Raw genomic sequence first — 24821 nt, forward strand, 5'->3', positions numbered from 1 at the left:
AACCCGCTGTTCGGGCAGCTGACGCTGCCCGAACAGCGAAAACAACCACCCCAAACCCGCCCGGACCGATCAGCACAAATCACGAAAAATCGAGGTTAGTGGAACCCGGCAGCCCACCCGCTGGTCGGGGCGGCTCACGCCCCCCGACCAGCGAAAAAAGCAACTCAACCCACTCAGGCCAGCCAACACCCTCACGAATAGTCGCGGTCAGTCCGATGCAATCCCCAAACCTCGTGCTGCCCCGTGCGGTTCGCTCGCCTCCGTAGTCAACGGCCGGACACAGGCCGGCCCACCATGAATTCTGGATCAGCGTTTGGTTGCGGTCATGATGAGACTTGTGGGATCCGCAGCGCAGCGCAGCGCGCGGTCGAGATCAGCAGGCGCGACGGATTCCTTGATCGTGACCGGTTCCCATTGCACATCAACGAACCCAGCCTCGCCGAGTACGTTCACGATGGTCTCGGTAGGCCAGTGATGCACTTCGATCTCAGTCGGTGGATCTGTCATCACCGCCACCTTGAACTTGTCGCCTTCGCGCGCACTTTCGGGCCGATAGTTGCGGAAGCCCGCTGCTTCTTGTGATTCGGCACTGGACTCCGCGTTTGCGCTCAGCGCGACCAGCCTGCCGCCTGGAGCGAGATTGGCATACATGACATTCGCCATGGCCGCCATGGTCGACCGACTGTCGGCGTAGTGCAGCACATGTATGGCGGTGACGATGTCGAAGTCCCCGAGTATCTGCATCGTTCCGAGGTCATACACGTGGTACACGATGCCGCGCGGATCGCGGGCCTCGGCCTGCTCGGCCAGTGCAACCATACCGGCGGAGAGGTCCGTACCCACCACCTGTTTCGCACCGAGTTCCTTGATACGACGAGTGAATCCGCCCTCGCCACAGCCTACATCGAGTACCCGGCAATCCTCTAGCACGCCGAGTGCGCGCCGGAACGACGGCCAATCGAGGTTCTCCCTGACGAAGTGGATCACAGCTTCGACTTCGTCGAAGCTGGCCGCTATCTGGTCATATTGATCCGTACTATCCGACATCGGTATCCTTCATGGTGCAACGTATTCAGTAATTACCGTCGTAGTCGTCCAAGCCCAATGCTTGGTAAGACATCGTTATTTCTACTGGTTCGAGCCGTCTGTATACCTCTATCTGCCGAACCGCTGGCCATTCGGATTGTGGCGTAGCCCTGTCCTTGCTCGGCCTTCAACAGACTCTCTCCGGAGAAGATGATGTTCGCCAACCGAAGGGGTTGATGATAGAAATTCAGCGATGCCTCGACACCGAATATCCGACGGGACGAAACAAAGAAAGGCAATTCCGCAACCAGGTACTTCATAGCTTCGGTGATTTGACCGATGGCCGGTTCGTCATCGAGCCCCTTTGAGGCGAGTATTTTCCTTGTTGTCTCCTCGCAGGCCGCGCGGAGCCCAGGATCCGAGTAGGCCTGTCTTGCACAATTTTGCAGACTGTCGGCATATATCGGACTGGCCGATAGCTCCGACATCCTGTGTAGTCCATCGCAGCCTCTCGGGCCACCGATGGAATCCCATGCACGAATTACACGGTTTCTGAGCACGTTTGTCTCTGCGTGAGCCTTCTTGGCTGCTCGGTCCGTGTCGTACCCCAATGCCTGGAATGTATGCCTGAGCGATTCATCAGGAATAACTACGTCCACTTGCCGAAACTCGGCGCGCAGCCATCCAAGGATTTCACCTAGTCGATCCACATTGAAGTAGCTGTTCCCGGGGCTAACACCGAATACAACGTGCCGATGCGATTCCCATACATCCCTGCACGAAGCGGTCAGTGGTTCGACTATAAAGTCATTTTGTTCGATACCGATGGTCTTGCTCATGTCCAACGTCCCGACCCCGGAGTTATGACATTCTCAAGATAGCTTCGGCGAAGATCTTCACGAACGATCTTACCTGTCGCCGTCCGCGGCATATCGCTCGCCTTGATCACCACCGGCACCGACAACTCGGGAAATCCGGTTCGCGCTCGTGTCCAATCGCCGTCGTCCAACCGGCCGTCGCGGGTCGCCACGATTGGTAACGGCGGTCCGTCCGATCGGGGAAGGATAGCGACATCGGTTCCTTCGGCGAGCCTGTCCACAAGCGTATCCTCGAATTCCAGATACCCTATTCCAGACGAGTAATTAACCTCGCGATCGATGATCTTGAGTGCGCCCGTCCTGGTCAAGATTCCGATATCGCCGGTGTTCCACCAGTCCCCGACGACCTTTTCCTTCCAACGCTCCGATTCGCCATAATATCCGGCACATCTGGCCTTGGTTTTGGCCAGAACCAGCCCCGCCCGCCCGCGGCCGACGGGGCGGAATGTTTTGGGATCCACCACCATCAGCTGGACGAATCCGGGCATGGGACGCCCGACGACCCGTGGGCCCGGCTTGTAGTCGCGTGGGCGGTTCGCTGCCCGGCGGGAGATTATCGTCATACCCATACCGCCGGTCTCAGATTGACCGTAACCTTCGCGCCAGAGCGGAAACGGGTGTCGGGAGCCATTCAGGTAGCGCCGAATGACCGGCCACCGTACCGCGTCGAAGTTTCCTACGAACACGCGGACATCCGAAAACGGATTATCTGCCCCGGTGTGCAGCAGCGACTCCATAGATGTGTAGTCGATCGGAAGTGCTTCCACGAATGTCGGCTTGTGCGCCCGGAACAACCGGTCGACGATTTCCGGGTCGTTGTCATCCATCAGCAGAACCGTCGCCGGCGACAGGGTCAGAACCGAATATATCCAGGTAAATGCACGAGCATGGACATAAGGGGTGAACATTGCGACGACATCATTTCTCCGGAAGGTAAGCGGAGGAAAATGACGGCATTCCAGCCGAGCCATTTCCTTTTGTATGGTTGACGGCGGGAATATGACCAACTTCGGCAGGCCGGTGGTACCAGAGGTGTGGGTCAGCATGAGAAGTTCGTCGTCGCGACGCGCGACAATCTCAGGATAAGGCTCCGCTACGACTTCCAAAAAACTCTGCGCATGTGTCGAGGCACCGTCCACACCAAGAATTCTCCCTTCGAGATCCGGGAACAATTCGGGTGATATTTCCGACCGTTCTATACGTTCCATGTCGCTGACGACGGCTACCGGTTCGACCCGCCGAATCAGCCCGTGTACCGCTTCTTTTCGAAGCATTCCCGACAGCATGACAGGTATAGCGCCTATTCTGGCGATCGCCGCTGCCAGCAAAATGCAGTCGAAATGATTGGCCTTGTAGACAATCACCCGATCACCGGCTTTCACGCCAACTTCGTTCAGCACTCCAGCTGAGTGCCTCACCAGAGCCGCCAGAGATGGTAGGTCGAGCCTCGATCGCTTTTCTCGATCTATATCCAGAGGACGTGAGAGATGGAATGTCATCGGCTTGCCCGAGGCGCTTCTCTGGTCGAATAGTTCACCCAGGCTATAGGCCCAATTTGGCTTCATCAGTTGGATTCCCCTACACGTCAGTCGATTCCCCTGCAGGCGTGCGTAAACATGTGAAATCTGCCTTTGTCATTGCGTCGCCTGTAGACAAAAGCAATTTGAGCAAGTCATGAGTAATCGATCCAGTGCGACGGATCGAAATGGTTTAGGGCCGTATTGTTTATGGAAGTGCGTGTCCTGCACACATCGGCCGCGTCGATCAAAATGAACGAGAGTCGAACGGTCAGTGAATAGATAAGTATCGGTGAAAACGAGCCGCGCTAGCCTTCCTGGTCTTGAGTACTCGCGGTCTCGACTCTCCATTCCAGATTTGGACAATTAGATCTATACCGTCGGTCGCAAGCGTCTGTCAATGCTTCAAGATCGACCTAATGGGACCGCGCAGTACCTTTTCGCTGCCAGTTCCCGGAGTACGTGCTGGTCGTGCTTAAATCGGCGGTGTTGCAAGGTATCTCGTTGAGGCGTCACCGACTCGTGTGAGGATCGACATATGCGACGAACACGGCGTTGTGCGCTACGGTGATCGCTGGAACAGTGACCGGGCTCATGACGTCAGGCGGGGTAAATCGGTATGTCTCGATCGGTTCGTGTATTGGTCTGCGGGGGCGGTGTCGCGGGTAACGCGGTCGCGCTGCAGTTGTTGCGCGCGGGCATCGACACCACTGTCGTCGAACGCGCCCCTGCGCCGCGGCCCGGCGGTCAAGGTGTTTCGCTCCGTGGGGCCGGCCGGGCGGTTGCCGAACGCATGGGCCTGATGGCCAGCATCCGGCGAAGTCAACTCGACGAGCGTGGAATGGTGGTGGTCGACGAGCACGGGCGCACGCTGGCCCGCATGTCCGCCGAGCGTTTCGGGGGTGATCGGTTCCTCGCCGATATCGAGCTCAGCCGCGGCGATCTGAACCGGGTGTTACTCGACGAAATCGGCGCGCTGCCAATAGGTTCGGGCGTGCTCGACTACCGCTACGGCGATTGGGTGGAAGAGTTGGCTCAGGACGCCGAGGCGGTGAAGGTGCGCTTCGCGTCCGGCGCCGTGGACAGCTTCGATCTCCTGATCGGTGCAGACGGCCTGCATTCGGACCTGCGCAAGCAGGTATTCGGCCCACACGAGCAGTTCACCGAGTATCTCGGCGCCTATGTCGGATTCTTTACGATGCCGACCCCGCCGGGGACGATGCTCGATACCGCGTGGGGCGGTGTGTATCCGGTGCCCGGCAATGCGGTTGGAATGCGCCCCGACCGGGATCCGGCCAACTCGACGGCGATTATCAACATCCGTATGCCCGTCGATGAGGGATTGCGCGGGGACGTCGAGAAGCAGCAGCATCTGATTCGCGAGCGGCTGGCCGGGCATGGCTGGGTGGTTCCCGCGATTCTCGATGCCATGGCCGACGCCCCCGACTTCTATTTCGATGAAATGGTCCGGGTTCGGATGCCGACTTGGTCACGGGGCCGTGTCGTGTTGCTCGGCGACGCCGCGTACTGCGGATCGCCGATGACCGGGATGGGCACCACCCTCGCTCTTGTCGGCGCCTATCTGCTTGCCGGTGAAATCGCGGCGACGCCAACGAATTTGACGCGGGCCTTCGATCGTTACGAGGAATTGATGCGGCCGCTGGCGAGCGGGGTGCAGAAGGGTACTGCGGTCACCGTGCGGCTGCTGCTACCCAAAACCCGTCGCGCGCTCGCGGTCAGGCTCACCCTCCTGGGAATCGTGGTGTCAGGGCCGCTGCGGCCAGTGCGGGCACTGCTCACCCGCCTACTCGGCACACGGGGCGAGTATCAGTTGCCGGACTATACGGATCTCACCGCGCCTTGAACCGGCCGCGCGGTGCCGGTCGGCCCGACGTCGGAGTCCAACAGCACCGGCTCCGATCCGGTGTGGCGGCGCCGATATTCCCCGTCTCACAAACCATCGGCCGGCGCACTGGGCGCCGCGAGCCTCGTGAGCAGGTGCCTGAAGCTAACGGCTTCTCCGGTAGCCAGAATCGAGTCGAGGAACTCGTCTTCCGCGACCCTGACGCGCTTCTTGACCTTTGCAAACAGTCGGCGTCCGCTGTCGGTCAGCCGGACGGTGCGCTGACGTTGGTCACTGGCACGAGCGCGAACGATGAGTCCGCGCCCGGCCAGATCGTCCAGATGCTTGCCCAACCGAGTGGGATCGCGCCGGGCGCGGCGCGACAGCTGAACCTGGGAGACAACTTCTGCCGCCGCCAACTCGGTCAGAATCGCATACTCCCACATCGACAACCCCGCCTCACGCAGGATCGGTTCCTCCAGCGCCGCCAACTCTGGCAACACGCGAAATATCAGCGCGGCCAGGTCCGGCTCGTTCCCTTCTTCACCAGCCTCGGTCATGGACACCCTTCCGTATATAGTCTACCTTGGTAGAGGATCTAGCGCGCTCGACTCGGCGCGTTCAGTATCCCCGACCTCAGAACGGGGCCGGGAATCTCTAAGGTCCCCACCGATCTAGACCGGGATGTGGAGACCCGCGACTGTGGAAGCGAGAACGCCGCTGTGGATGTGTCCATGCTGCACGCCCTGACCGAAGATCTGGCCTCGTACCTGTCCGAGGTCACCCAGAGTGACCTCAAGTGCCCAGTACCGTCCTCGACGCGAGATGTGGGCGATCTGTATCTGCACCTCGTCGACCAGAACATCAGCATCGCCACAGCCATCACGGGCGAAGCGATCTCACGCGAGCAATTGCTCGGACCGATTGACCGGGCATCCCTGGACGCCGACGTGGAATACGTCTCCGGCGGCGTCGGCCTAGACCAGGGTTATCGCCGGACCGCTCGTCTCATGGAGGACGCGTTCACCACTGTGACAGACGCCGGGCGGCGCTGTCGAGTGCAGGGCTTCCCGGGCGAGATCGACGTTGCGGCGCTCTACGAGGAGCTGCTCAGCCTCGTGGTCATCCACACCTGGGATACCGCCCACGCACTGGGCTGGTCCTATCAACCAGCCCCCGACGTCACCCAGCGAGTCCTTCGGACCATCATCCAGCGGACCACACAGACACTGTCGACCCAGCCGGCGGTCGCCGCGGACACCTGGCCCGAAGCAATCGATGGCGCGGACGCCTTCGCGGCGGTGCTCACGCTGTCGCAACGCGTGCCCTGACTACGGGATATCGCCTCGGCATCTGCAGAAACATACACACAGTTCCACGACATACATCGGGTGTCGTGATTCGTTAGGAGCCTCAGCGGTATGACGAACAAGAAGGTGGCCACCGAGCCGAACGACCTTGGCAAGTATTTCGTCGAGCGCGCCAACGCAGGTGACGTCGACGGGCTGGTGGCATTGTACGAACCCAACGCCGTGCTGGCATTCCCACCGGGCGAAGTCGCGACCGGGCATGCGGAGATGCGCAAGGTGTTCGAGCAGCTCGTTGCGACCGCGCCGACGCTCTCACCGGGTCGGCAACATCTAGCGCTAGTGAGCGACGACCTGGCTATGACGGCGACCACACTAACCACCGGTCAAGTGTCTGTCGAGATCGCTCGCCGCCAGCAGGACGGGTCGTGGCTATGGGCCGTGGACCAGCCGGTACTCGAGGCGTAGGCCGGAGCTTCGAACGTCTGCGACCATCGACCAGGATTGGGTGACCCGCGCCGTGGGCCACCCAATTCCCGGAACCCAGCTAGGCCTCGCGCATTCATGCCAGCTGGGCTGCTGTGGCTCTGGGATGGCGAAGTCGCATGCCCAGGGTTAAGGGCTCTGGCGCGGGAAGCGTGATCGTGCTGGTCGGCATTTTGCTCTGCGGCGTCCCGACCTGTAGTTGTGGCGTGCCCGGTCTGGCGATCCTATTCGAAAGTTGTTGCCACAGTTGAATGATGGCATCATCGGCGGCATCCTGAGCGAGGCGGATAAGGTGGTGGTCGAGGCTACCGTTACCGCGATGCTGAGCCGATGCCCGAACCTACTGAGAGAAGCTGTTCCGGGTCGGTGAGCGCCCGCCCGGGGTGTGGATCATGCGGCACGGGCGCTTCGAGTTGTCGGTGGGCACGTGGTGGGTGAGTCGCCGGCCAGCAGGCGTACCGAGCGTTCGATCATGGTGAGCGCATCAGACATGCCGCCACTGTGCTCGCCGGCAGTTCTCTACCGCGTCGCACTGTCAGCGTGCTGACAGTATCGCTGTGGCCGGGCGAGCGACAATCCACTGTGATGACACCTGCTCGCTGCGTCGACGAGGACATGACCTGCCCCACCAAATGGGGGGGCTGCTGCACGGATAGGTGACATCGATCTGGCTTGCCGGTAGGTGAGCCTGGAAGGATGTCATTGTGCCCAAGCCTTATCCCCAGGAGTTCCGTGACGATGTTGTCAGGGTCGCCCGTAACCGTGAGGACGGAGTGACGCTGGACCAGGTCGCGGCAGATTTCGGGGTGCATCCGGTGACGTTGTCGAAATGGATGCGTCAAGCCGACGTCGACGACGGGACAAAGCCGGGAACCAGCAGCGGTGAATCCGCTGAACTGCGAGAACTGCGGCGCCGCAACCGGCTGCTCGAGCAGGAGAACGAAGTGCTGCGCCGTGCGGCAGCGTATCTGTCGCAAGCTCATCTTCCGGGAAAAGGCTCTACCCGCTCGTGAGTGAGCTCGCCGCCGACGGGATTCCCGTCGCGGTGACGTGCCGGGTTTTGCAGCTTGCTCGACAGCCCTATTACCGCTGGTTGAACAGTCCGGTCACCGACGCCGAACTCGTCGAGGCGTATCGGGCGAACGCGCTGTTCGACGCCCACCACGACGACCCGGAATTCGGGTATCGGTGCCTCGCCGACGAGGCCGGCGTCGCGGGTGAGTCGATGGCAGAGCGGACCGCGTGGCGGATCTGCTCATCGAATCGCTGGTGGAGCAGGTTCGGCAAACCTCGCCGCGGGAAATCCGGCCGTCCCGGTCCGCCGGTCCACGATGATCTGGTCCGCCGCGTGTTCACCGCGAAGGAACGGAATCGATTGTGGCTGGCCGATATCAGCGAACACCGAACCGGTGAAGGGAAACTATATATTTGCGCGATCAAGGATGTGTTCTCCAACCGGATCGGGGGCTATTCGATCGATTCGAGGATGAAGTCCCGGCTGGCGGTCACCGCGTTGAACAATGCTGTCGCTCGCCGTGGTGAGGTCGCCGGCTGCATTGTTCATACCGACCGCGGGTCGCAATTTCGTTCCAGGCGTTTCGTTCACGCCTTGAACCGGCACCGGATGGCCGGGTCGATGGGCCGCGTCGGCGCGGCTGGTGACAATGCGGCGATGGAGAGCTTCTTCAGCCTCCTGCAACGCAACGTGCTGGACCGGCAGCGGTGGGACACCCGTGAACAGCTACGGATCGCGATCGTGACCTGGATCGAACGGACCTACCACCGCCGACGCCGGCAGACCCGGCTTGGTCGGTTGACCCCGGTCGAATACGAGACGATCATGACCCCAGCAGCAGCCGGTCAGGCTGCCTAACCACTGTCACCTGATCGTGCAGCAGCCCCGCTCGATGGATCGAGTACCTACCAGGTTTAGGCTGGTCAGGTGGAAGGTGAACCCGATACAGGGCGGCGGTCGTCGCGGCTGGTCGGGTTCTGTCCTGGTTGTGGGAAGCGCTTATCGAGCCGGCGGCGTGCGGATGCGCGGTATTGTTCCGCGACGTGTCGGTCGCGCTGTTGGCGGTGGCATCAGCAACGTACGCGGCGGATCGGTTCCCTACGAGACAAGACCGCTCGTCGGCGCTGTCGGGAATGCCCGGCTACCTGGGTTGTGGGTATCGACCACCGTGCGGACGCCATCTACTGCTCACACCGCTGCCGCACTCGTGCCTGGCGGCGCGCTCATAGCCGTTGCGAACATCCGACACAGTGACATCTTGCCGTAACGGCTACGGTAAGCCCGAGAAATAGCCGTTTACCTGCATAAATAGTCGTCATATGGGCTTGTCAAATCCTCCTGGCAAGGCGCAGAATCGTCCCATGCGCCCCCGATCCGTTCAGTAACCGACACGCACCGGGCGCCCGGCGATACAAGATCTGGGAACGGATCCGGACGAGCGTCAAGGAGTCCGTGATGGCAGACATGATCGGTGCTGTGACGAGGAAGCAGTATGACCGGCTGGTGAAGGAAGGTCTCGAGCTCGTCGCGCAGCAAACCTATAGTCAGTTCAAACTCGGTGAGAATGCGCTCAAGATCGAACCGATGGGGGCTCGATCGGGTGGCCGGGTGGCTCCCGACGACGAGATTTCGACCGTCGCGTGGAGTATCCGAATGTATGCCGAGGATGTCGGGGTACCGGAGTCGACCCTCGCTGGCTACCGCTGGGTCGCATCACGGTGGCCGCGGAAGTACCGGGTTGCCGGCGTCTCCTACTACATCCACAAGATCCTCGCCGGTGTCGGCGACCCCGACGATCCCGAAGAACGCCACGAGCTACTGCTGAACCCTCCACTGCTTGGACGAACGGGCGAGTATCGGTGGACCGTCGACTCCGCGGCGCGCCATGTCGGATGGCGCCCTTCGCATGCAGAGAGCGAGCAAGAACGGATCGACCGTATTCACGATCTCGCCAAGGACGACCAGGTAGCGACACGGGTCATCACCGACTTCCTGCGCCGTCCCACGGTGGCCTACGAGGCAATGGAAGACCAGACCGCCCGTCACGCCGTCAACGCAGCTCAGATCGATCGATCATCAGCGGCGCTGGGGAAAGTACGCGAACGAACACCCGAAATCCGGCGAACCGAGCACTCGGCGGACTATGTGGACCTCGTCAGCGCATGCCAGTTGTTCGTCTCGTCCGCTTCGCGTATCGTCCCGAAACTGCGCGGCAACGACTTCACCGAGGAAGAACGCCGCCGTATTCACAACAACACGGCCCGAGTTCGCGCCACCGCGGACTGGATCGAAAGCGCAGCAGACACCGGGAACGTCGGCATGGACGACGAACTGGCCCAACTGTTGAGAGGTGAATGACATGCCTCGCGGAATCCCTCGCCACGTCAAAGGTGAACGTGTGCGGATGTCACTGATCGAAGCGCGTCCCAACGGGCTGTCCACCAAACACCTCGCTGACGTCTCAGGACTTTCCCTCAGTCAGGTCCGATCCGGGCTGGCCGAAGTCCGGGAAGAGTCCGCCCTCGTCAACAGTGAACCCCTCACATGGTCACGAAATGCCGGCTACCAGCTCTCCGAGTCGCCGACAGTCTGGCGCGACTATGAGCACGACGTGACCACCTCGCTGCACAAAAGGCTGATCCGCTTCATGAAGGGAACCGTTCTTCCGCACGCGCAACGCCTGCCGGAAGACCCCAGGATCAAGTTCGTCGTCGCGCAGCTCAACGCCGCCGCGGCCTCGCTTCAGATGGTCATCAGCGATGAACAAGCAGTCGCGCGCCGTCAGGCGGAAGTAGAAGCCGTGCAGCAATGATCGTTTTGGATCTTGCCGCTGACATTCCGATCAGGATTCACCAGCGAAATCGACACGGTCCTGTGCCTTCTGCTCGATATCGCGACTGGATCAGGGGCGGGTTGCCCGCGTCCGTTCGTCGCAACGCCTTGATCCGCCTTGGTGTGGCCGACGATGGCCTAGCTTGAGTCTCAACCTCTGAACTAGGCGTCAGCGACTGCCGAGTCCGCCAACTGGCCGCCACGGTCGGCGAGCCGCAAAACCCAGGGCCCGAGAGTCAGAGCACGCCCCGCCGACACGCGACAAGTTAGTGAGAAAACTAACCAGACAAGATACTGATAAAGCCCAGCTGGTTCTCGACAAGTTAACCGGGAATCTACATCAGCTCTCGCCCGGGCCGGTGTTTTCTGCCGATTCGTTCAGCAACCACTCCCCGCCGATATCGTCCGGAAGTTTGCGCAGTTTATCGGGATTGCGGACCGCGTGGATGGCGGTGATCCGGCCCGCATCGACGGTGAAGGAGAAGACCCCCGGATGGCGGCCGTCGAACACCAGCAGCCCCGGCATACCGTTCACCTCGATCGTGCGGCCCCAGCCACCGGGTGCCGACGGTGCGTGATACCAGCCGAGCAGCATCTTGGCGATGAGTTCGGCACCGTACACCGGCTTGCGGATCGCGGGCACCTTCCCGCCACCGTCCGCGGTGAGCGAGACCCGGTCGTCGAGCACGCCCAGCAGCGCGTTCATATCCCCGGACCGCCAGGCCAGCGCGAACGCCGAGACCACCTTCCGATGTTCGTCCGGGGAAGCCGGGAACCGCGGCGTCCCGTCCTCGACCCGCTTCCGCGCCCGCGACGCCAGCTGGCGCACGGCGGCCGGGGTACGGCCGACCACCTCGGCGACCTCCGGACCGGCCATCCCGAACACATCCTGCAGTACGAAGGCGGTGCGCTCGGCCGGGGACAGCGATTCCAGCACCACCAGCAGCGCCATGGTGACCCGCTCGTCCTGCGAGATCCGGTCCGCCGGATCCTCCCAATCCGTCACCGCGGGCTCGGGCAGCCATTCGCCCACATACTCTTCGCGCCGTACCCGCGCCGACCCGAGCTGATCCAGCGCCAGCCGCCCGACGACAGTGGTGAGCCAGGCTTGCAGGTTGTCGATGGGCGCTCCGCCGGTTTCGTGATGCCGCTGCAAGCGCAGCCACGCCTCCTGCACCACATCGTCGGTATCGGCCAGGCTGCCGAGGGTGCTGTAGGCGAGCCGGCGCAGGTACGGGCGCAGTTCCTCGAAACGAGCGGCCAGGTCGGCGGGGGCGTGTCCGTCGGTCACTGCGGTTCCTTTGTCCTCGGGCCCGGGGGCCGGCAATACGGTGTCATCGGGATGACGACACCGCCATGCGATCTGTGACAACCGCGCGAAGCACCAGGATATTGCGGCGGAACCGGAACCCGACGCTGCCGGGTCACGCCCCCGCCGCCGCCTGCATGCGGTGATGGTTAGGCTCGGCCGGTGCGTAGCGGTGTTTCGACGGCGGCCGGTCTGCTGGCCGGGTTCGCGCTGGACCGTATATTCGGCGATCCGCGGCGATGGCATCCGGTGGCCGGGTTCGGGATGCTCGCGGCGTCCCTCGAGGCGATGACCTACGCGGACCGGCGGCGAGCCGGGATCGTGCACGAGCTGGTGCTGGTCGGCGCCACCGTGGGCCTGGGTCTCGCGGTCCGCCGCGGAGGCGCGCTGCCGGTGACCCTGGCGACCTGGACCGTGCTGGGCGGCCGGAGTCTGGAGCGGACCGGGCAGGTGATGGCGAGACGGCTGGAATCCGGGGACGTGGCCGGCGCCCGAGAACTCCTGCCTTCCCTGTGCGGCCGGGACCCCGCGGTGCTCGACGCCGACGGGCTCGCGCGCGCGGCGCTGGAATCGATCGCCGAGAACACCTCCGACGCGGCGGTGGCGCCGCTGCTGTGGGGCGCGGTGGCCGGGGTCCCGGGTCTGCTGGGGTACCGGGCGGTGAACACGCTGGACGCGATGATCGGGTACCGCAACGAGCGGTACCGGCGGTTCGGCTGGGCGGCGGCGCGCGTCGACGATATCGCGAACCTGCTACCCGCGCGCATCACCGGATTGCTGACCGCGGCGGTGTCGTCGTCGGTCGGCGGCCGACCGCGCGAGGTCGTGCGGATATGGCGCCGCGATGCACGCCGGCATCCGAGCCCGAACGCAGGCGTGGTGGAGTCATCGGCCGCGGGTGCGCTCGGTATCCGGCTCGGCGGGCGCACCGACTACCGGCACGGAATCGAACAGCGCCCCGAACTCGGCGACGGCCCGCCCCCGTCCGTCGCCGACCTGCGCCGCGCGGTGCGGTTGTCGAAAATGGTGCAGTACGCTGCGCTCGCCTCGGCCGTGACGCTGGCCGTGGGTCTGCGCCGCGATACGAACAAGCGCCCCGGGGGGATCGGTGGGAGCCGGACGCGACGACGACCGGGCGCACTGGGCTGAGATGTGCGGCATACCCGGTCGACGTGTAGGTCGGTGACCGTCCCGGGGCATCGAAGGGCGCGGGCGAGTTGTCAGCGTGGGGTGCGGCCGTAGCGGTCGGCCAGACGTGCTTCCTTGGTGTCGGGCTCGGGTGCGGTGGCATCCGGTTCGGGTTGAGCCGGTGCTCGTGACCTGCGGCGTTCGCGGATCTCGGCCCAGGCGAAGTAGCCGAGCCCGAGTGGGGCCATGATGCCGAACGCCAGCCATTGCAGGCCGTAGGAGAGGTAGGGGCCGGAGTCGAGCTGGGGGAGGGGGACAGGGGTGAAGGCACCCGGTTGGTCGTCGGCGAGCTGGAGGTAGGCGCCGCGCTCCCCGGCGGGAACCGGAGTCAGGGGTAGTCCGAGGACGGTGGTTTCCTGCGGGACGTCGATCGAGTAGACGTGCGGGATCCCGTCCTGTACGGCCGGGGCCCGTTCCGGGTCGATGTTCTCCGAAACCCGCACCCGCGCCTCGACCCGCTGAATGCCGGTGGGTGCCGGTTCGATCGGCGGCGGCTGGGAGCCGTCCACCGCGGCTACCAGCCCGCGATCGACCAGCAGGGTACGGCCGTCGGTGAGGGTGAACGCCGACAGCACACCGAAGGCGGGGGCGCCGTCGAGATGCCGAAGACGGACGAGCACGGTCGAATCCGGGACATAGCTGCCCTCGGCGTACACCTTCCGCCATTCCGTCGCCGCATCGCCGCCGTCGAGCAGATCGGTGACCGCGACCGGGTCGGCGTCCACCGAATCCTCGATCAACTGGTTGCGTTCGGAGGTGGCATCGTTCTTGCCCAGCTGCCAGGGCGCCAGCACCGTGAAACACATGTAGGCGAACCCGGCCACCACCGCGGCCAGAATCAGCCAGCCGGGGCGCAGCAGGAAGGCCAGGCGGCGCATCAGACCGGCTCCGGTTCGCCGGCGCGGGCGGCGAGTGTCGCGCGGACCCAGTCCAGCAGTCCGGGGATTGCGGCTTCGATCTGGTCGCGGACCAGGTCGAACTCGGCGGTCGAGCCGTAGTAGGGGTCGGGCACGTCCGTACCGTCGGCGTCCGGATCGAAACTGCGTAGCAAGCGCCGGCGCTCCGCGGGCACCCCGCGGCCGGCGAGATTGCGGTCGTGGTCGGTGGTCATCACGACCACCAGGTCCGCGTCGTGGTGTTCGGCACCGAACTCGGCGGCGCGGTGACCGGTGGGGTAGCCGTGCCGGCGCAGGGTTTCGGTGGTGCGTGGGTCGGCGTCGGCGCCCGTATGCCAGCCGTGGGTGCCTGCGCTGCTCACCCGGACCCGATCGGTCAGGCCGGTGCGCGACAGATGTCCGGCCAGGATTTTCTCCGCCATCGGGGACCGGCAGATATTGCCGGTACAGACGAACGATATGTGCAGCTCACCCACGACAGCCATTCTGGCGGGTCGCACCCCGCGAGCGCCACGTAGGGTGCGTCTCATGCTCGCCGACCACGTCGATCTCGCCGGTTTACGTCATCACGGTGATGTGGAAGCTCTGCCGGGTCTGCTCGATTTCGCGGTGAACGTGCAGGGCAGCGGGCCGCCGGAATGGCTGCGGGAGCGGCTGGCCGCGGCCCTGGATTCGCTCGGGCGGTATCCGTCGGCCGAGGAAGACCGGCTGGCCCGGGAGGCGGTCGGCGCCCGGCACGGGATAGATCCCGGCCATGTGCTGACCCTGGCCGGTGGTGCGGAGGGGTTCGCGCTGCTGCCGCGCCTGCGCCCGCGGCTGGCGGCGGTGGTGCATCCGTCGTTCACCGAACCGGAGCTCGCGCTGCGCGCGGCGGGGGTCCCGGTGACGCGGGTCGTGCTGGAGCCGCCGTACACCCTCGACCCGGCGCTGGTGCCCGCGGAAGCCGACCTGGTGGTCGTCGGTAACCCCACCAATCCCACCTCGGTGCTGCATCCGGCGCGAACCCTGCGCGCGCTGCAGCGCCCAGGACGGATCGTGGTGGTGGACGAGGCGTTCATGGACGCCGTACCCGGGGAGCCGGAATCGCTGGCCGCGGAAGCCGGCGACGAGCTGCTGGTCCTGCGCAGCCTCACCAAGACCTGGGCGCTGGCGGGATTGCGCTGCGGCTATCTCCTCGGCGCGCCCACGGTGCTGCGGCGCCTCGTCGAGGGGCGCGCGCATTGGCCGCTGGGCACACTCCAACTCGCGGCGATCACCGCGACGGCGTCGCCGCGGGCCGTGGCGGAAACGGCGGACCGGGCGCAGCGGATCGCGCGTGACCGGGAGGCAATGGCCGGGCGGTTGACCGCGGCCGGGATCCGGGTCGGCTCCCCGGCAGCGGCCCCGTTCCTGCTGCTGCAGGTCCGGGACGGGGAGCTGGTGCGCAAGCATCTGCGGCAGCACGGGGTCGCGGTACGGCGCTGCGATACCTTCCCGGGACTGGGGCCGGATCATCTCCGTGTCGCGGTGCGGCCGGATGTGGAGGTCGATCGGCTGGTCGAGGCATTGCGCACCGCCGATCTGTCGAGTTGACGGTCCGGGCGGACACGCAATGCGGCGGCACGATAGCCGCCGGCCGGGATCCGGTAAGTGTGGGTGGTCGCTCGCCGTCGTCCTGCTGCCTGCAGTTCGAGCCCGTGTCCGGGCGGTTGGGTACCTGATCGGCGGTGCAGAACGGCGCTGGATTCTGGCCCGGCGCGGGACGTCCCTTGGATGGGAGTGAGCGGCTGCACCCGTGTCGGCGGCCCAACTCTCGAATCCGCGTGGCGGGCGGGCCGGTTACTGTTGCCGGGGAGGGCTTTGCCCCGTACTCGCGGCAAATCGAGGCTGTCTTCCGCGTCGTCGGAGAATGTGCTCCGTGCGGGTGACCGAATCGCAGACGTCCCGGCGGGACCGCCCGCCGGACGGAAGTCGACGAAAGGTGTGGTGTGGCGAGGCTCGCGGAACTCATCGAGACGCTGGAGACGGCCTACCCGCCCCGGCTGGCCGAACCGTGGGATTCGGTCGGGCTGGTGTGCGGGGATCCGGGGGACGATGTGCGGCGGGTGCTGTTCGCCGTGGATGTCACCGAGGCGGTGGTCGAAGAAGCCGTCACCTGGGGAGCGCAGGCGCTGGTGGCGCACCACCCTTTGTTGTTGCGGGGCGTGGACAGTGTGGCGGCCGACCGGCCGAAAGGTGCGCTGATCCACCGGCTCGTGCGTGCGGGCTGTGCGCTGTTCACCGCGCACACCAACGCCGATTCCGCCGACCCCGGCGTTTCCGACGCGCTGGCGGCGGCACTCGGCCTGACCGTCACCGGACCACTCGAACCCAAACCGGTTCCGGCCGTGGACAAGTGGAGCATCCAGGTGCCGGCCGACCACGCCGAAGCGGTGCTGGCCGCGCTGTTCGCCGCCGGGGCAGGCGGCTCCGGGGCGTACCGGGAGGCGGCGTGGGGGGTCACCGGGACCGGTCGGTTCCGGCCGCTGGCCGGCGCGAACCCGGCCGTGGGCACGGTGGGCGAGCTGACCAGGGTGAGCGAGGACCGGATCGAAGTCGTCGCGGCACCCCGCGATCGCAGCGCACTCCTGGCGGCCCTGCGCGCCGCGCACCCCTACGAGGAACCCGCCTACCACGTCACCGAACGCGCCCAGCTACCCGGCAACCTCGGTCTGGGTCGCGTCGGGACACTGGCCGAGCCGCTCACTCTCCGGGAATTCACCGCCCGCGCGGCCGCCGCCCTACCGGACACCACTTGGGGTGTGCGCGCCGCCGGCGACCCCGACCGCGTGCTGCACCGGATCGCGGTCTGCGGTGGTGCGGGGGATTCGCTGCTCGACGCCGCCACCCGGCTCGGTGTCGACGCCTACCTCACCGCCGATCTGCGGCACCATCCCGCCGACGAACACCTGCGCCGATCGGGTCCGGTGTTGATCGATGCCGCGCACTGGGCCACCGAGTTCCCGTGGTGCGCGCAGGCCGCGGAGGTGGTCCGAGCGGGTCTGCCGGAGCTGGAAACCCAGGTGTCGCGGGTGCGGACCGACCCGTGGACCGTCGGCTGCGGCGGCTGAGCCGCCTGGGCCGGGGCGGGTCGCCGGCATTGGGACCGGCGGCCGGTCGGCCCGCCCGGCGACCGAGTACGGTGGACGTTCTATCCGTCCACAGCGTGCAGGGAGTTCGTTCGCGTTGAATGTCGAACCATCGATTCAGGCCAAGCTGCTGCGTCTCGCCGAGGTCGACACCGAGCTGACCCGGATCGCGCACCGGCGCAAAGTTCTGCCCGAACAGCAGGAGGTCGACCGGTGCGAGGTCGAACGCAATGCGCAGAAGGACTCGGCCGTGGCCGTGGAGATCGTGCTCGACGATCTGGACCGCGATATCCGCAAACTCGAGGGCGAGGTCGACGCAGTCCGCAAACGTGAGGAACGCGATCGGGCCGCGCTCGACGCGGGTTCGGTCGGCGCCAAACAGCTGTCGGAACTGCAGCACGAACTCGGCAGCCTGGAACGCCGCCGCTCGGTACTCGAGGACGAACTGCTCGAGGTGATGGAGCGGCGGGAGGCCTCCGCCACCGATCACGAACACGCGGGGGCCCGGCTGGACAAGGCCGAATCCGATCTCGTCGCCGCCCGCGAACGCCGCGATGCGGCCGTGGCCGACCTCGACGTCGCCCAGCAGCGGTGTGAAACCGACCGCGCGAACCTCGTCGGCATCTTCCCGGAAGAACTGCTGAAGATCTACGATCGGCAGCGCACCGAACGCGGGACCGGCGCGGCCCTGCTGCAGGCCCGCCGGTGCGGGGCCTGCCGGATCGAAATCGACCGCGGCGAGATCGCGCGGATCGCCAAAACGGCGCCCGATGTGGTGGTGCGCTGCACCGAATGCGGTGCGCTGCTGGTGCGGACCAAAGAATCCGGATTGTGAGTTCGGGCCCCGGGGCGGGGTCGTGAGGTGGGCGCGGAGCGGGAGGCCGAATGAGTGTGCGTGAAGTGATCGTCGAGGCCGACGGGGGGTCGCGCGGTAACCCGGGGCCCGCCGGTTACGGCGCCGTGGTGTTCGACGCGGACCGGGTCGCGGTTCTCGCCGAACGTAAGGAAGCCCTCGGTGTCGCCACCAACAATGTCGCCGAATACCGGGGCCTGATCGCGGGGCTGGAAGCCGCGGCGGAACTCGGCGCACGAGTAGTGGCGGTGCGCATGGATTCCAAACTCGTGGTCGAGCAGATGTCGGGGCGCTGGAAGGTCAAACACGCGGCGATGATCCCGCTCGCCGACCGCGCCCGCCGCCTGGCCGCGGGATTCGACCAGGTGAGTTACCGCTGGATCCCGCGCGCCGAGAACTCGCACGCCGACCGGCTCGCGAACGAAGCCATGGACGATGGTGGACTGATCGAGGAAGTCCACGAGGCCGTCGCCGCTACCTCGGCGGGAAGTGGTGGCGCCGCCGGGAAAACGATGGTGGATGCCACCTCCGCGGGCGCCGAGGCTCCGGGGCCCGCCGCCCGGTTCGCGGGTGCCGACCCGGTCGCCGATTCCCGCAGTGCCTCCGCCCGTCTTTCGGCGTCGCCGGGCTGGACCGGCGCGACCGGCCGCCCCACCCGATTCCTGCTGCTGCGGCACGGGCAGACCGAACTCTCGGTGCAGCGGCGCTATTCGGGCCGGGGCAACCCGCCGCTCACCGCGGTAGGTCGCGAGCAGGCGGCGCGTGCAGCGAAAATGCTTGCCGCCAAAGGCGATATCGGCGCGGTGGTCACCTCGCCACTCGGCCGTGCCCAGGAGACCGCCGAGGCCGCGGCCGCCGCGCTCGGGCTCGAAGTCCGGGCGATCGACGGGCTCACCGAAACCGATTTCGGCGACTGGGAGGGCCTGACCTTCCGCGAAGCCGCCGAACGCGACCCGGACCTGCACGCCCGCTGGCTGGGCGATCCCGCCCTGCCCGCGCCGGGCGGGGAGAGTTTCGACGCCGTCCGCGAACGCGTGGAGGACACGCGCCGCGACCTGGCCGCTCGGTATCCGGGCGCGAACATCGTGGTGGTCAGCCACGTCACCCCCATCAAAACGCTGTTGCAGCTCGCACTGGGCGTCGGCCCGTCACTGCTGTACCGGCTACATCTGGACCTGGCGTCGCTGTCGCTGGCGGAGTTCTATCCGGACGGCGGTTCGTCGGTTCGGCTGGTCAACGATACGAGCTATCTCTGACCGGCTCCGTCGTCGGCTGTGGTCGCCGACTGAGCAGCCCCCGTGACCGTGGCAGGCCAGGCCGATTGTGGCGGCGTCAGCCCGGCACCGGGGCGTGCGGTTCACGCACCGCATATCGCAACCGCAGGTAGTGGGCGGTGAAATCGTCGAGCGGGTAGAAGAGTTCGATCGCCAGTTCCGACAGCGTCACATCGGCGGGTGCGCCGAAGGTGGCCATCGTGGCGAACAGGGACAGCTCGCCTTTGGGTATGCGTATGCGTAACGGCACCTGGAACGGGCCGGGCGCGGTCGAACCGGCTGTTTCGGTGTCCGCAGGCGGGTTGGGATAGCCGGCGACCTCGTCGTAGAGGTCCCGCAACCGCCGGTCTCCGGTGGTGTCGACCTGCCGCGCCAGGCGTTCCAGGAGTTGTTCGCGCACCTGCCGCGGGTTGGCCAGCCGGGCGGTGAGCCCCCGGGGATGCAGAACCAAGCGGTAGACATTGGGTTGCCCCGACAACAGTTCCGGCGCAACCTCGTCCATCAGGACAGCCAGCGCCGCGTTTCCGGTGACCACATCCCACCAGCGGTCCACCGCGACGGCGGGGTAGGGCTCATGGGCTGCCAGCATGTGGTCGAGGGCTGCCCGCGCGGAGGCCAGATGAGCGTCGTCGAGGCTGCTCTCCTGGTACGCCGGTGCGTAACCGGCGGCGACGAGCAGTGTATTACGTTCGCGTAGCGGTACATCAAGAGTCCGGCACAACAGCAGGACCATATCCCTGCTCGGGGTCGCGCGACCGGTTTCCACACAGGACAGATGCCGAGCCGATGAGCCGGCCGCCAACGCCAGGTCCAGTTGGCTCAGCCGTCGTCGCTGCCGCCATGCCCGCAGTAGTCCGCCGATCCGGGCCGAGCCGGTGCTCGCATGTGGTTCCACGGCGCGAGCGTAACCGGCGGCCGGACATCACGACCATGACCTCCGAGGTCATTGAGTCGTTGGCCTCCCCCCGAGAACAGTCGGAGACGACCAACAACTTTGACCTAGAGGTAGAACATGAACACCATGGCAGCACCCGCGCCGACCGCCCACGACGATCTGCTGCGCCGTGCTCTGCTCTTTGATGGCTGGGGCACCGGAGCTTTCGGCATCCTGATACTCGCCGCAGCGGCACCGCTGCGGGACCCGCTGGGTTTACCGACCTCCTGGTCGATACCGCTCGGTGTGGCAATGCTCGGCGGTGCGCTGGCTCTGCTGCTCCTCGCCGGCTACCCGGTGATCTCCCCGCGGTACACGACGGCGGTGGTCGGGGTCAACGGCGTTTCTGTGCTGGGCATGCTGGCTCTGGCCGGATCCGGTGTACTGCCGCTCACCACGGCCGGGGTTGCGTTCCTGCTCGCCGGGGCCGCCGTGGTCGCGGTGTTCGCGGCGGTCGAATATGTCGGGCTGCGCCGGATCCTCGGCTGAATCGGCGCACCCTGGTGGTCAGTTCTGGGCCGGGTTGTCCTGTTTGATGGCCGAGACCTCGAACTCCAGCACGACCTTGTCGGAGATCAGCACCCCGCCGGTTTCCAGCGTGGCGTTCCAGGTGATCCCGAAGTCCTTGCGGTTGATGGTAGCCGAGCCCTCGAATCCGACGCGGGTATCGCCGAACGGGTCGAGGGCCTGGCCCTCGAAGGTGAACGGGATGGTGATCGACCGGGTGATACCGCGGATGGCGAGGTCGCCGGTCACATCGAAGGTGTCCGGGCCGGTCGGGGCGATCGCGGTCGTGCGGAAGGTGATCTCGGGGTGCTCTTCCAGCCCGAGGAAGTCCAGGTTGTGCAGATGCTTGTCGCGATCGGCGTTGCGGGTGTCGATGCTGGCCACTTGGATCGTCACCTCGCCCGAGGAGTTGGCCGGGTTCTCGCTGTCGAACCGGGCGCTACCGGTGAAGTCATTGAACGCCCCGCGCACCTTGGTCACCATCGCGTGCCGGGTGACGAAACCGACCCGGCTGTGGGTGGGGTCGATGGCGTAGGTTCCGCTGAGTTCTTTCACGTTCGTCATAGGGTCTCCGTGCTCCAAAAGTAGTTGATATGTCATGCAAAGCTTGGATGCGGATTGGTGATATGTCAACTACTAAGTTACGCTGGTCATATGAACGAGGCGCGGTGGCTGGATGAGCGTGAGGGACGTGCCTGGCGCGGATACCTGAACATGCACACCCAGTTGATGGCCTGCTTACACCGGCAGCTGCAAGACTATTCGGGTCTGTCGCTCGCCGATTTCGATGTGCTGGTCCGGCTCACCGACCTGGCGGAGCCCCGTATGCGGATCGGTGAACTCGGGCAGGCGCTGCAGTGGGAGAAGAGTCGGCTGTCGCACCACCTGGGCCGGATGCAGAAGCGTGGACTGGTGCGTCGCGAAGACTGCCCCGACGATGCCCGCGGCGCCTATATCGTGCTCACCGAACAGGGGCGCACGGCGATCGAACAGGCGGCGCCCGGCCATGTCGATGCTGTGCGTGAGCTGGTCTTCGATGCGCTCACCGCGGAACAGGTGGATGCGTTCGGCGTTATCGTCGGCCACATCCTCGAAAGGCTGGAACGGGCCGAAACAAACGCTCCCGTCAGGCCGGGTAGCTGTGGATCTCCGTCGCCTTGAGCGCCGCCCACAGTTGTGCCCCGGGCCGGATCCGGAATTCGGCGACCGTCGCAGGAGTGATATCGGCCAGTGCCGGCACCGCGCCGTCGAGGCGAACGCGCACGGTATGGGCGTGCTGTTCGAGACCCGCCACGGTCACCGGCCACGTATTGCGTGGGCTCCCGTCAGGCCGCTCGGGATGCAGACCGACGGCCGCCGGCGCGAAGGTCAGATACACGGGGCCGGTGGCCGGTTCGGCGACGGTGAGTTCACCGCCGCCATCGAGTTGTATCCGGGTACCCGCCGCGGACCCGCGGAACAGGTTGAGCCCCACAAGGTCCGCCACATAATCCGAGCGCGGCCGCCGCGCGACCTCGGCCGGTGGTCCCTGCTGGACCACGGCACCGTTCTCCACGATCACCAGCCGATCGGCCAGCACCATCGCGTCCAGCGGATCGTGGGTGACCAGCAGCGTATGCCCGGGATAATCGCCGAGATGGTGGGACAGTTCGGCCCGCACCCGCACCCGGGTGGCGGCGTCCAGCGCGGCCAGCGGTTCGTCCAGTAACAGCAGAGCCGGGTCGACCGCCAGGGCCCGCGCCAGCGCGACCCGCTGCGCCTGACCGCCCGAGAGTTCGCGCGGCCGGGTCCGGGCGTAGTCGGTCAGCCCCACCCGGTCCAGCCAGTGCGCGGCCCGTTCGCGGGCCGCTGCCCGCCGCATGCCGCGGGCGCGGGGTCCGAAGGCGACGTTGTCGAGGGCGTCGAGGTGGGCGAAGAGAAGGTAGTCCTGGAACACCACGCCGACCGAGCGCCGGTCGGCGGGAACGAATTCGGTCGGTGGTGCGTCCCAGACCTGTTCGTTCAGGTGGATCGAACCCGCGGTGAGCGGGGTCAGCCCGGCCAGCGCCCGCAGTGCTGTGCTCTTCCCGGCGCCGTTGGGGCCGAGTAGTGCGACGACCTCCCCGGGATCGAGGGTGAGGTCCAGGTCGAGAGTGAAATCGCCGCGGGTGACCCGCAATTGCGCCGCGAGCGTCACAGTGCCCCCCGGATCCAGCGTTCCCGCAGCGCCGCCAGCACAACCACCGACACCAGCAGCAATACCAGGCTGAGCACGATGGCGGCGGCCGGATCGGTTTCCAGCGCCAGATACACCGCCAGCGGCATAGTCGTGGTGCGGCCCGGGAAGTTACCGGCGAAAGTGATGGTGGCGCCGAATTCGCCGAGCGCGCGGGCCCAGCACAGCACGGTCCCGGCCACCACTCCGGGCAGGATCGACGGCAGGGTTACGCGGCGGAAGGTGAGCCAGCGAGATGCGCCGAGAGTCGCGGCCGCTTCCTCGTACCGGGGGTCGGCGCCGCGTAACGCGCCCTCCACGGAGATCACCAGGAACGGCATGGCGACGAACGCCTCGGCCACCACCACACCGGCGGTGCTGAACGGCAGCGCGATCCCGAACCAGTCGTAGAGGTACTGGCCGATCACGCCGCGCCTGCCCAGGACGAGCAGTAGCGCCACACCGCCGACCACGGGTGGCAACACCAGCGGCACGGTGACCAGCGCGCGGATCAGTCCGCGCCCGGGCAGGTCACCGCGGGCCAGCAGCCAGGCGAGCGGGATACCCAGCAGCAGGCACAGCGCCGTGGCCAGACTCGCGCATACGAGCGAGAGCCGCAGCGCCTGCCCGACTTCCGCACTGAACAACCGCTCCGGAAGACCCTGCCACGGCGCGCGGATCAGCAGCCCCGCCAGCGGAACCATCAGGAACAGCAGACCCAGCACCGCGGGCACCAGCAGCACCAGCGGGCGCCGTCCGCGCACGGCCCGGCGCCGGCGCAGGGCGGTGATGCGGGATGGCTGCATTGCCGGCAGTGGCTTCGCCGGGTGGCCCGACTGCGGTGTCACTGCCGGGCGCCGCGGGGTCCCGCTACTCACGGAGCGTCGAAACCGGCTGTCGCGAAGACCGAACGAGCCTGCGGAGTCAACGTGAAATCGACGAACGCCGCCGCGGCGGCCGGGTTCGGTGCCGCGGCCACCTGCCCCATCTGGTAGTCGTTGATCGCCTCGCCCGATTCGGGGAATTCGATTCCGGTCACCTTTTCGCCGCCGGCCCGGATATCCGTGCGGTACACCAGCGCGGCATCCACCTCACCGAGCGTGACCTTCGTCAGTACCGCTTTCACATCCGGTTCCCGGGTATCGGGTTGCGGAGTGACACCGGCCGCGGCGAAGGCTTTATCGGCTGCTGCCCCGCACGGCACCTGTTCGGCGCACAACGCGATCCGCGGTTCGGGACGACCGAAATCGGCGAGACCACTGATACTGCCCGGATTCCCGGGCGGTACCGCGATTTCGAGACGGTTGCGCGCGAAGGTGACCGGCCCGCCGGTGATATCGCCGGAGACGACCACCTGTTCCATATTGTGCGGCGACGCCGAGGCGAACACATCGGCCGGTGCGCCCTGCCGGATCTGTTCGGCCAGTGCGGAACTCCCCGCGAAACTGAACACCACGTCCACATCCGGGTGGGCGTCCTCGAACTGCTCACCGAGTGTGGTGAACGCCTCGGTGAGCGACGCCGCCGCGAACACCGTGAGCGTGCCGCCGAGTCCGTCACCCGGCCCGCCGCTCGATTCACCTCCGGAGTCCTCCGACGCGCAACCGGCCAGCACAACGATCAACGCGACCGCCGGGGTCAGACGACGCACTACG

Annotated in this window: 25 protein-coding genes; 13 read left to right on the forward strand and 12 right to left on the reverse strand. The window is 65.9% G+C overall.

The features are described from left to right. Window positions 1–306 precede the first annotated feature (306 nt). The 3 genes from ACFWPH_RS30880 to ACFWPH_RS30890 are packed head-to-tail and all read right to left on the reverse strand — an operon-like array spanning window position 307 to window position 3469. On the reverse strand, window positions 307–1047 hold the full coding sequence (locus ACFWPH_RS30880) for a class I SAM-dependent methyltransferase (protein WP_378755748.1): 741 nt from the start codon (window positions 1045–1047) through the stop codon (window positions 307–309). A 32-nt stretch (window positions 1048–1079) separates the two neighbouring features. Further along, entirely contained in the window at window positions 1080–1865 is a 786-nt protein-coding gene (locus ACFWPH_RS30885) for a tRNA-dependent cyclodipeptide synthase (protein WP_378755749.1), read from the reverse strand. Continuing rightward, window positions 1862–3469, reverse strand: coding sequence for an AMP-binding protein (locus ACFWPH_RS30890; protein WP_378755750.1), 1608 nt, complete (start codon window positions 3467–3469; stop codon window positions 1862–1864). Before ACFWPH_RS30890 ends, ACFWPH_RS30885 begins: the two co-directional genes overlap by 4 nt. 571 nt (window positions 3470–4040) lie before the next feature. On the opposite strand from ACFWPH_RS30890, the gene ACFWPH_RS30895 reads away from it, so the two are divergent. Then, on the forward strand, window positions 4041–5285 hold the full coding sequence (locus ACFWPH_RS30895) for an FAD-dependent monooxygenase (RefSeq protein WP_378755751.1): 1245 nt from the start codon (window positions 4041–4043) through the stop codon (window positions 5283–5285). A gap of 86 nt (window positions 5286–5371) precedes the next feature. On the opposite strand, the gene ACFWPH_RS30900 is transcribed toward ACFWPH_RS30895, so the two are convergent. Beyond that, window positions 5372–5824 (reverse strand): MarR family winged helix-turn-helix transcriptional regulator, encoded by a 453-nt coding sequence (locus ACFWPH_RS30900; protein WP_378755752.1) that lies wholly within the window; start codon window positions 5822–5824, stop codon window positions 5372–5374. A gap of 174 nt (window positions 5825–5998) precedes the next feature. Between ACFWPH_RS30900 and ACFWPH_RS30905 the strand changes: the two genes are divergently transcribed. The 5 genes from ACFWPH_RS30905 to ACFWPH_RS30925 all read left to right on the forward strand — a co-directional run bounded on the left by ACFWPH_RS30905 (window position 5999) and on the right by ACFWPH_RS30925 (window position 10884). Continuing rightward, complete coding sequence (locus ACFWPH_RS30905; RefSeq protein ID WP_378755753.1) at window positions 5999–6595, forward strand: hypothetical protein; 597 nt, start codon at window positions 5999–6001, stop codon at window positions 6593–6595. Window positions 6596–6685: 90 nt separating this feature from the next. Beyond that, window positions 6686–7039, forward strand: coding sequence for a YybH family protein (locus ACFWPH_RS30910; RefSeq protein WP_378755754.1), 354 nt, complete (start codon window positions 6686–6688; stop codon window positions 7037–7039). A 722-nt stretch (window positions 7040–7761) separates the two neighbouring features. Then, window positions 7762–8930, forward strand: a protein-coding gene (locus ACFWPH_RS30915) for an IS3 family transposase (RefSeq protein WP_378755755.1) whose coding sequence is annotated in 2 segments (ribosomal slippage) — window positions 7762–8046 and window positions 8049–8930 — 1167 coding nt in all. Because the reading frame shifts where the segments join, the coding sequence is not laid out codon by codon here. A gap of 618 nt (window positions 8931–9548) precedes the next feature. Continuing rightward, window positions 9549–10430, forward strand: coding sequence for a DUF6192 family protein (locus tag ACFWPH_RS30920; protein WP_378755756.1), 882 nt, complete (start codon window positions 9549–9551; stop codon window positions 10428–10430). A 46-nt stretch (window positions 10431–10476) separates the two neighbouring features. Further along, window positions 10477–10884, forward strand: a complete 408-nt coding sequence (locus ACFWPH_RS30925; RefSeq protein ID WP_378755757.1) for a hypothetical protein — start codon at window positions 10477–10479, stop codon at window positions 10882–10884. A 360-nt stretch (window positions 10885–11244) separates the two neighbouring features. On the opposite strand, the gene sigJ is transcribed toward ACFWPH_RS30925, so the two are convergent. After that, the gene (gene sigJ, locus ACFWPH_RS30930; protein WP_378755758.1) at window positions 11245–12195 is read right to left on the reverse strand and encodes an RNA polymerase sigma factor SigJ; all 951 of its coding nucleotides are present in this window, start codon (window positions 12193–12195) and stop codon (window positions 11245–11247) included. A 180-nt stretch (window positions 12196–12375) separates the two neighbouring features. On the opposite strand from sigJ, the gene ACFWPH_RS30935 reads away from it, so the two are divergent. After that, on the forward strand, window positions 12376–13362 hold the full coding sequence (locus ACFWPH_RS30935; protein WP_378755759.1) for a cobalamin biosynthesis protein: 987 nt from the start codon (window positions 12376–12378) through the stop codon (window positions 13360–13362). Window positions 13363–13433: 71 nt separating this feature from the next. Here ACFWPH_RS30935 and ACFWPH_RS30940 read toward each other — a convergent pair whose 3' ends face one another. Together ACFWPH_RS30940 and ACFWPH_RS30945 are read right to left on the reverse strand one after the other, a co-directional pair. After that, the gene (locus ACFWPH_RS30940) at window positions 13434–14279 is read right to left on the reverse strand and encodes an SURF1 family protein (RefSeq protein ID WP_378755760.1); all 846 of its coding nucleotides are present in this window, start codon (window positions 14277–14279) and stop codon (window positions 13434–13436) included. Continuing rightward, a complete protein-coding gene (locus tag ACFWPH_RS30945) occupies window positions 14279–14782 on the reverse strand; it encodes a low molecular weight protein-tyrosine-phosphatase (RefSeq protein ID WP_378755762.1) in 504 nt (167 codons plus the stop codon). Before ACFWPH_RS30945 ends, ACFWPH_RS30940 begins: the two co-directional genes overlap by 1 nt. Before the next feature lie 43 nt (window positions 14783–14825). On the opposite strand from ACFWPH_RS30945, the gene cobC reads away from it, so the two are divergent. The 4 genes from cobC to ACFWPH_RS30965 all read left to right on the forward strand — a co-directional run bounded on the left by cobC (window position 14826) and on the right by ACFWPH_RS30965 (window position 19513). Further along, window positions 14826–15869, forward strand: coding sequence for an Rv2231c family pyridoxal phosphate-dependent protein CobC (gene cobC / locus ACFWPH_RS30950; protein ID WP_378755763.1), 1044 nt, complete (start codon window positions 14826–14828; stop codon window positions 15867–15869). A 395-nt stretch (window positions 15870–16264) separates the two neighbouring features. After that, window positions 16265–17386 carry a Nif3-like dinuclear metal center hexameric protein gene (locus tag ACFWPH_RS30955; RefSeq protein WP_378755764.1) on the forward strand — a complete coding sequence of 374 codons (1122 nt, stop codon included), beginning with the start codon at window positions 16265–16267 and terminating at the stop codon, window positions 17384–17386. 115 nt (window positions 17387–17501) lie between these two features. Next, complete coding sequence (locus ACFWPH_RS30960) at window positions 17502–18239, forward strand: zinc ribbon domain-containing protein (RefSeq protein ID WP_378755765.1); 738 nt, start codon at window positions 17502–17504, stop codon at window positions 18237–18239. A 50-nt stretch (window positions 18240–18289) separates the two neighbouring features. Further along, the gene (locus ACFWPH_RS30965) at window positions 18290–19513 is read left to right on the forward strand and encodes a bifunctional RNase H/acid phosphatase (protein WP_378755767.1); all 1224 of its coding nucleotides are present in this window, start codon (window positions 18290–18292) and stop codon (window positions 19511–19513) included. A gap of 76 nt (window positions 19514–19589) precedes the next feature. Here the strand turns inward: ACFWPH_RS30965 and ACFWPH_RS30970 are convergent, their stop codons facing one another. Continuing rightward, entirely contained in the window at window positions 19590–20426 is an 837-nt protein-coding gene (locus ACFWPH_RS30970; protein WP_378755769.1) for a helix-turn-helix domain-containing protein, read from the reverse strand. A 117-nt stretch (window positions 20427–20543) separates the two neighbouring features. On the opposite strand from ACFWPH_RS30970, the gene ACFWPH_RS30975 reads away from it, so the two are divergent. Then, the gene (locus ACFWPH_RS30975) at window positions 20544–20954 is read left to right on the forward strand and encodes a hypothetical protein (protein ID WP_378755770.1); all 411 of its coding nucleotides are present in this window, start codon (window positions 20544–20546) and stop codon (window positions 20952–20954) included. A gap of 18 nt (window positions 20955–20972) precedes the next feature. On the opposite strand, the gene ACFWPH_RS30980 is transcribed toward ACFWPH_RS30975, so the two are convergent. Further along, window positions 20973–21536: a YceI family protein gene (locus ACFWPH_RS30980; RefSeq protein WP_378755771.1), complete on the reverse strand. Its 564-nt coding sequence runs from the start codon at window positions 21534–21536 to the stop codon at window positions 20973–20975. Between the two features lie 90 nt (window positions 21537–21626). Here ACFWPH_RS30980 and ACFWPH_RS30985 point away from each other — a divergent pair, with 90 nt between their 5' ends. After that, window positions 21627–22133, forward strand: coding sequence for a MarR family winged helix-turn-helix transcriptional regulator (locus tag ACFWPH_RS30985; RefSeq protein WP_378755772.1), 507 nt, complete (start codon window positions 21627–21629; stop codon window positions 22131–22133). On the opposite strand, the gene ACFWPH_RS30990 is transcribed toward ACFWPH_RS30985, so the two are convergent. The 3 genes from ACFWPH_RS30990 to modA form a co-directional block, all read right to left on the reverse strand. Then, complete coding sequence (locus tag ACFWPH_RS30990) at window positions 22099–23148, reverse strand: ABC transporter ATP-binding protein (protein WP_378755773.1); 1050 nt, start codon at window positions 23146–23148, stop codon at window positions 22099–22101. The genes ACFWPH_RS30985 and ACFWPH_RS30990 overlap by 35 nt on opposite strands. Then, window positions 23145–23972 carry a molybdate ABC transporter permease subunit gene (gene modB, locus ACFWPH_RS30995; protein ID WP_378755774.1) on the reverse strand — a complete coding sequence of 276 codons (828 nt, stop codon included), beginning with the start codon at window positions 23970–23972 and terminating at the stop codon, window positions 23145–23147. The genes ACFWPH_RS30990 and modB overlap by 4 nt, the downstream gene beginning before the upstream one ends. 68 nt (window positions 23973–24040) lie before the next feature. After that, window positions 24041–24817 carry a molybdate ABC transporter substrate-binding protein gene (gene modA, locus ACFWPH_RS31000; RefSeq protein ID WP_378755776.1) on the reverse strand — a complete coding sequence of 259 codons (777 nt, stop codon included), beginning with the start codon at window positions 24815–24817 and terminating at the stop codon, window positions 24041–24043. Window positions 24818–24821 lie beyond the last annotated feature (4 nt).

The sequence above is a fragment of the Nocardia sp. NPDC058499 genome (assembly GCF_042719915.1).
Taxonomy (GTDB): Bacteria; Actinomycetota; Actinomycetes; order Mycobacteriales; family Mycobacteriaceae; genus Nocardia.

Coding starts and splice junctions, on each gene's coding strand:
- ACFWPH_RS30945 (WP_378755762.1), bottom strand. CDS start 14,782: ATGGCTGTCGTGGGTGAGCTGCACATATCGTTCGTCTGTACCGGCAAT.
- ACFWPH_RS30965 (WP_378755767.1), top strand. CDS start 18,290: ATGAGTGTGCGTGAAGTGATCGTCGAGGCCGACGGGGGGTCGCGCGGT.
- ACFWPH_RS30905 (WP_378755753.1), top strand. CDS start 5,999: ATGCTGCACGCCCTGACCGAAGATCTGGCCTCGTACCTGTCCGAGGTC.
- ACFWPH_RS30940 (WP_378755760.1), bottom strand. CDS start 14,279: ATGCGCCGCCTGGCCTTCCTGCTGCGCCCCGGCTGGCTGATTCTGGCC.
- ACFWPH_RS30880 (WP_378755748.1), bottom strand. CDS start 1,047: ATGTCGGATAGTACGGATCAATATGACCAGATAGCGGCCAGCTTCGAC.
- ACFWPH_RS30975 (WP_378755770.1), top strand. CDS start 20,544: ATGAACACCATGGCAGCACCCGCGCCGACCGCCCACGACGATCTGCTG.
- ACFWPH_RS30980 (WP_378755771.1), bottom strand. CDS start 21,536: ATGACGAACGTGAAAGAACTCAGCGGAACCTACGCCATCGACCCCACC.
- modB (WP_378755774.1), bottom strand. CDS start 23,972: ATGCAGCCATCCCGCATCACCGCCCTGCGCCGGCGCCGGGCCGTGCGC.
- ACFWPH_RS30985 (WP_378755772.1), top strand. CDS start 21,627: ATGAACGAGGCGCGGTGGCTGGATGAGCGTGAGGGACGTGCCTGGCGC.
- cobC (WP_378755763.1), top strand. CDS start 14,826: ATGCTCGCCGACCACGTCGATCTCGCCGGTTTACGTCATCACGGTGAT.
- ACFWPH_RS30885 (WP_378755749.1), bottom strand. CDS start 1,865: ATGAGCAAGACCATCGGTATCGAACAAAATGACTTTATAGTCGAACCA.
- ACFWPH_RS30890 (WP_378755750.1), bottom strand. CDS start 3,469: ATGAAGCCAAATTGGGCCTATAGCCTGGGTGAACTATTCGACCAGAGA.
- ACFWPH_RS30925 (WP_378755757.1), top strand. CDS start 10,477: ATGTCACTGATCGAAGCGCGTCCCAACGGGCTGTCCACCAAACACCTC.
- ACFWPH_RS30910 (WP_378755754.1), top strand. CDS start 6,686: ATGACGAACAAGAAGGTGGCCACCGAGCCGAACGACCTTGGCAAGTAT.
- ACFWPH_RS30900 (WP_378755752.1), bottom strand. CDS start 5,824: ATGACCGAGGCTGGTGAAGAAGGGAACGAGCCGGACCTGGCCGCGCTG.
- ACFWPH_RS30895 (WP_378755751.1), top strand. CDS start 4,041: ATGTCTCGATCGGTTCGTGTATTGGTCTGCGGGGGCGGTGTCGCGGGT.